5 protein-coding genes are annotated in these 5,890 nt (G+C 67.9%); 4 read left to right on the forward strand and 1 reads right to left on the reverse strand.

The genetic code is table 11. From position 1 onward, the window contains the following. Window positions 1-39: 39 nt before the first annotated feature. Entirely contained in the window at window positions 40-465 is a 426-nt protein-coding gene (locus V7E09_RS13955; protein ID WP_324511827.1) for a TetR/AcrR family transcriptional regulator, read from the reverse strand. Window positions 466-689: 224 nt separating this feature from the next. Here V7E09_RS13955 and V7E09_RS13960 point away from each other — a divergent pair, with 224 nt between their 5' ends. The 4 genes from V7E09_RS13960 to V7E09_RS13975 all read left to right on the forward strand — a co-directional run. Beyond that, window positions 690-1,931: an extracellular solute-binding protein gene (locus V7E09_RS13960; protein WP_324511828.1), complete on the forward strand. Its 1,242-nt coding sequence runs from the start codon at window positions 690-692 to the stop codon at window positions 1,929-1,931. Then, a complete protein-coding gene (locus V7E09_RS13965; protein ID WP_324511829.1) occupies window positions 1,928-2,842 on the forward strand; it encodes a carbohydrate ABC transporter permease in 915 nt (304 codons plus the stop codon). Before V7E09_RS13960 ends, V7E09_RS13965 begins: the two co-directional genes overlap by 4 nt. Continuing rightward, window positions 2,839-3,747, forward strand: coding sequence for a carbohydrate ABC transporter permease (locus tag V7E09_RS13970; RefSeq protein ID WP_324511830.1), 909 nt, complete (start codon window positions 2,839-2,841; stop codon window positions 3,745-3,747). Before V7E09_RS13965 ends, V7E09_RS13970 begins: the two co-directional genes overlap by 4 nt. A gap of 89 nt (window positions 3,748-3,836) precedes the next feature. Next, window positions 3,837-5,890, forward strand: a 2,054-nt coding sequence (locus V7E09_RS13975) for a glycoside hydrolase family 2 TIM barrel-domain containing protein (RefSeq protein WP_324523573.1), incomplete at its 3' end; no start/stop codon positions are given.

A 5,890-nucleotide genomic window follows, 5' to 3' on the forward strand; every position in this document is an offset into this window, starting at 1 on the left:
CACCGACGCGCCGAAAGCGCGGCGAAGTGGGCTACACCCTCATCTGGGAAGAGCCGCATAAGACGCGCGCAACCTGGAGAACCGGTCGACGAAATAGTCGCGGGCCGGGTACCCCTCGGTGACCGCCTCGCCGCACAGCACGGTGTAGAGCTCGATCAGCCCGGGAATGGCCTGGTTGTGCATCGCCTGTGCAAGCACCACCTCGACCAGTCCCTGCGGGGCCTCGCTGGGCTGCGGCTTGGCGACCGCGTCCCGCTGCTCGAGGACCGCGATCAGCAGGGCCCGCTTGCTCGGGAAGTAATGCAGGATGCTGGTATGACCCAGACCCACCCGGTCGGCCACCTCCTGCAACGACCCACCCTGGTAGCCGCGGGCGGCGAACACATCGAACGCGGCCTCGATGATCTGCCGCCTCCGTTGCGCCGACTTCCCATAAGGCCCCCGCTTGCGGTCTTGTGTCTTCATCGAGCAAAACAGTACCGGCCGCGTCCACTCCTCGGTTGAATTTCGAGCAACTACTCGATTTTTGTGCTAGCGTCCAGCCCAGCCTGGGGAGCAGCCTCGGCTACCCCCTCACAACGATGTGGAGGCACATGCGAACCCTCACGCGACGCCGAGCCCTAGGCCTCGGCCTGGGCACCGTGGCCGCGGGCATACTGGGCGGATGCGCGACACCGGGCACGACCTCGGTGAACAGTTTGCCGGTCATCCCCGCGAAGGCCCCTGGCGAGAAGGTCACCCTCACCTATTGGGCGTGGCTGAAAGACCTGCAGAAGGTCGCCGACATCTGGAACGCACAGCACCCCGACATCCAGGTGAACACGGTCTGGATCCCCGGCGGCAACAGCGGCGGCTACCAGAAGATGTACTCCGCACTTGCAGCCGGCGGCGGACCCGACCTGGCCCAGATCGAGATGCGGTCGATCCCCGAATTCATCCTCGTCAACGGCCTGGTCGACCTCTCCCGCTACGGCGCCAACGATCACGCCCAGCAATTCGACCCCACCCTGTGGAGCCAGGTCAGCTTCACCGGAGGCGTGTTCGGCGTACCGCAGGACTCCGGCCCGATGGGCTTCTACTACCAGACCGAGTTGCTCGACAAGGTCGGCGCCAAGCCGCCGACCAACTGGGACGACTGGCGCGCGGTCGCCACCGAGCTGCGCAGGGTCGACAGCTACCTGGAATGCTTCTCGCTCTCGGACGCCAGCTACTTCTCCTCGCTGGCCATCCAGGCCGGCGCCGAGTGGCTCAAGCCCACCAACGACGGCTGGGTGATCAACATGACCGACGACGCCACCATGAAGGTCGCCCGGTTCTTCGACAAGGTGATCGACGACGGCCTGGTCACCACCGAGATCTCGCCGTTCTCGCCGGCCTGGTTCGCGGCCTGCGGCAAGGGCGGGATCGCCGCCCTCACCGGCGCCAGCTGGGCGGACGCCCTGATCGAGGGCGTGGCCGGCGGCAAGGGCCGCTGGCGGGTCGCGCCGATGCCACGGTGGGACAGCGGCTTCGGCTCGAGCTACTGGGGCGGGTCGACCACCGCGGTGCTGTCCAGCAGCCGTCATCCGAAGGAGGCGCTTGAGTTCGCCATCTGGCTGAACAGCTCACAGCAAGGCATCGACGGACTGATCGAGAACAGCGGCATCGGCTGGTCGGCCAACCCCGGCTACATCGGCAGCGCCCGGCAGCAGGCGTCCGAGTTCTTCAGCGGCCGGGACTACAACCAGGAGATCTTCGTCCCCGCAGCCAAGCAGCAGAACGCGAACTGGAGCTGGTGGCCGATCACCCAACAGTCCTTCAACATCCTCGCCGACGGTTTCCGCCGCAAGGCCACCGGCGGGACCTTGGTGGACGCCGTCGCGACCGCCGAGAAGAACATCCTGACCGCCTTCACCAACAAAGGCCTGAGCATCCGGAAGGGATCGGCATGAGCTCCACGCAGCCGCACGCCCGCAAACTGAACGCCGCGACCCGACGCGCCCCCTGGATCCTCCTCGCCCCGTTCCTGGCGCTGTTCACCCTTACCTTCGTCCTGCCCATCCTGACCGCGGTCGGCTCCAGCTTCACCCGGGTGACCCGGGCCGGGCTCTTCGGCGAGGAGGGTGTCACCAGCGGTTTCGCGGGTTTCGCCAACTACGCCCAGGCAATCGGCGACGGCAACTTCATCGCCTCCATCGGACGCATGCTGCTGTTCGGCATCATCCAGGTACCGGTGATGATCGTGCTGGCGACCATCCTGGCATTACTGCTCGAATCGGCATCGGCGAAATGGCCCGGCCTGTTCCGCGCCGCCTACTTCATGCCGTACGGCGTCCCGGGCGTGATCGCCACCATCCTTTGGTCGTTCCTCTACGTGCCGGGACTCAGCCCGATCGTCGACGTCGCCGGCTGGGTGGGTCTCGACCTCGACTTCCTCGGCGCCGACACCGTGCTGTGGTCGATCGCCAACATCGTCACCTGGAGCTACGCCGGCTACAACATGCTGATCATCGTCGCCCAGCTGAAGGCGATCCCGAACGAACTCTACGAGGCGGCACGCGTCGACGGCGCCACGCCCTTCCAGGTCGCCTGGCGCATCCAGATCCCGCTGATCGTCCCGGCCCTGATGCTCACCACGGTGTTCTCTATAATCGGCACGCTGCAGCTCTTCGCCGAACCCCAGGTGCTGAGCAAGGTCGCTCCGGCGATCGACAGCCAGTTCACTCCCAACCTGTCCGCCTTCACCACAGCCTTCGCCTACAACGACTACAACGTCGCCGCGGCCCAGGCGGTGCTCATCGCGGTGGTCGCGTTCGCACTCTCGTTCGTCTTCCTCCGCTTCACCAACCGGGAGGACTCGTGAGCACCACCACCGTTTCGAAGCCGGCCCGGACGGCCGGATCCAACGATCACTCCAACCGCTCCGCGGGGCGCTCCGCGGGCATGACCATCGTGGTCACCGGTCTGCTCGTGATCGTCGCGTTGTACTTCATCGTGCCCGTTTACTGGGTTCTGGTGGCCGCGTCCAAGACCAGCGAGGACCTGTTCTCAACGTTCGGGTTCTGGTTCGCCCCGAACTTCGCGCTATGGGAGAACCTGACCCGGGTCGTCACCTATGACAACGGCATCTTCGTGCGCTGGTTCCTCAACTCGGTCCTGTATGCCGGAGTGGGGTCGTTGATCGCCACCTATCTGGCGGCGGCCGGCGGGTACGCCCTAGCCAAGTACAAGTTCAAGGGCAGCAACCTGATCTTCGGCATCATCCTGGGCGGTGTTCTGGTACCGGGCACCGCCACCGCGTTGCCGCTGTTCCTGCTGTTCAGCCAGCTGGGTATGGCCAACACCTACTGGAGCGTGCTGATCCCGTCGCTGGTCTCACCGTTCGGGCTGTTCCTTTGTCGGATCTACGCCGACGCGACCGTGGACGACGCACTGCTCGAGGCCGCTCGCCTGGACGGCGCCAGTGAGCTGCGGATCTTCCACACCATCGGGCTCAACATCCTCACCCCGGCCCTGGTGACCGTCTTCCTCTTCCAGCTCATCGGCATCTGGAACAACTACTTCCTGCCGCTGGTGATGCTGGCAGACTCCCAGCTGTATCCGATCACGCTCGGCCTGAACAACTGGCTGAGCCAGGTCGATCGGTTGCCCGAGTTCTACGAGCTGACCACCGGCGGCGTCCTGCTTTCGACCATCCCGCTGGTCATCGCGATGGTTGTCCTGCAGCGCTTCTGGCGCGGCGGGCTCACGGAAGGAGCGGTCAAGTAGCCGCCCACTATCTGCTCGATCGGGGGCCTGGGTCCGGTACCCGGGCCCCCGCCCGTTCCCGGCTGGACAGCGACGCGCCGGAACTGTCGTTGAACGGGGACTGGCGGTTCCGGCTGCTGCCCGGCGCCCCCGGTGGCGCCGTCGCGGTGCTGCCGGACGGCGGAGCACCCGACGCGATCGCCGAGGACGGCTTCGACGACTCCGGCTGGAACGAGCTCCCCGTCCCGTCCCATTGGGTGCTGCACGGTGGCGGACGCTACGGGCGTCCGATCTACACCAATGTGCAGTTCCCGTTCCCGATCGAACCCCCGTTCGTGCCGGACGACAACCCGACCGGCGACCACCGCCGGCGCTTCGCGTTGCCCGCGGACTTCGCCGGCGCGGCGTCGGTGCTGCTGCGCTTCGACGGGGTCGAGTCGCGCTACCGGGTCTGGCTGAACGGGGTCGAGATCGGCATCGGGTCGGGCAGCCGGTTGGCGCAGGAGTTCGACGTGACCCATGCCGTCCGCCCCGGCGAGAACCTGCTGGTGGTGCGCGTGCACCAGTGGTCGGCGGCCAGCTACCTGGAGGACCAGGACCAGTGGTGGCTGCCGGGCATCTTCCGCGACGTGACGCTGCTCGCCCGCCCCGCGGGCGCCCTGGACGACGTCTGGCTGCGCACCGATTACCACGCCGGACGGGGCTCGATCCGTCCCGAGATCGTGGCCGCCGACGACGCCTACCCGATGACCCTGCGGGTGCCCGAGCTGGGCGTCGAGGTGACCTGGCATTCGGCGTCCGAGGTGTCGGGTATCGACGCCGGCCCGGTGCAGCCCTGGTCGGCGGAGCTGCCGCGGCTCTACGACGCCACGGTCGCCTCCACCGGTGAGACCGTGCGGCTGCGGCTCGGCTTCCGCACCGTCGAGATCGCCGGCGACCGGCTGCTGGTCAACGGCGAACGGCTGGTCTTCCACGGAATGAACCGGCACGAGACGCACCCCGATCGCGGCCGGGTCTTCGACGAGGACTGGGCCCGTGCCGACCTGCTGCTGATGAAGCGGTTCAACGTGAACGCGATCCGCACCAGCCACTATCCCCCGCATCCGCGGCTGCTCGACCTGGCCGACGAGCTCGGCCTCTGGGTGATCCTGGAGTGCGACCTGGAGACCCACGGCTTCGAGCCGGGTGGCTGGCGGGACAATCCGAGCGACGACCCGGCCTGGCGGGAGGCGATGCTCGACCGCATCGAACGCACCGTCGAGCGGGACAAGAACCATCCGTCGATCGTGCTGTGGTCGCTGGGCAACGAGTCAGGAACCGGGCAGAATCTGGCCGCGATGGCGTCCTGGGTGCATGGCCGCGACCCCGACCGGCCGGTGCACTACGAGGGCGACTACACCGGCGCGTACACCGACGTGTACTCGCGGATGTACTCCTCGGTTCCCGAGACCGCGTCGATCGGCCGCGACGACTCCGGCGCGCTGCTGTTCGGCTGTTCGGCGTCCGAATCGGCGCGGCAGCGCTCCAAGCCGTTCCTGCTCTGCGAGTACGCCCACGCGATGGGCAACGGCCCGGGCGCGCTCGATCAGTACGAAGAGCTGGTCGAGCGGTATCCGCGGCTGCACGGCGGGTTCATCTGGGAATGGCGCGACCACGGACTTCGCACGCACACCGCCGACGGCATCGAGTTCTTCGGCTACGGCGGCGACTTCGGCGAGGTGGTGCACGACGGCAACTTCGTGATGGACGGCATGGTGCTCTCCGACGGAACCCCCACCCCCTCGCTGCACGAGTTCGCCCAGGTCGCCGCGCCGTTCGCGATCGAGGTGGCCGACGTGCTCACGATCCGCAGCCGGCGGCACAGCGCCGACTCGGCGGACGTGGTGTTCGCCTGGTCGGCCGAGGCCGACGGCGAGCCGCTGGCCTCCGGCGAGTTGGACGTGCCCCCGCTGGAACCCGGCGCATCGGTGGCCGTGGCGCGTCCGACGCTGCCCGAACTGCCCGACGGCGCAGGCGAGCTGTGGCTGAACGTGACGGCGCGGCTGGTCGCGCCGACCGCGTGGGCGCCGGCCGGCCACCCGCTGGTGACGGCCCAGGGCCTGATCGCGCGGGCGCCGGAGGCGACCCTGCGATGGTCGCCGTCACCGCGCGCCCCGGCCACCGG

It is taken from the genome of Propioniciclava sp. (assembly GCF_036744435.1).
GTDB lineage: Bacteria > Actinomycetota > Actinomycetes > Propionibacteriales > Propionibacteriaceae > Propioniciclava.

What these genes read in the sequence shown, in the direction of transcription:
- V7E09_RS13965 (WP_324511829.1), top strand. Translation starts at nt 1,928, where the DNA reads ATGAGCTCCACGCAGCCGCACGCCCGCAAACTGAACGCCGCGACCCGA.
- V7E09_RS13955 (WP_324511827.1), bottom strand. Translation starts at nt 465, where the DNA reads ATGAAGACACAAGACCGCAAGCGGGGGCCTTATGGGAAGTCGGCGCAA.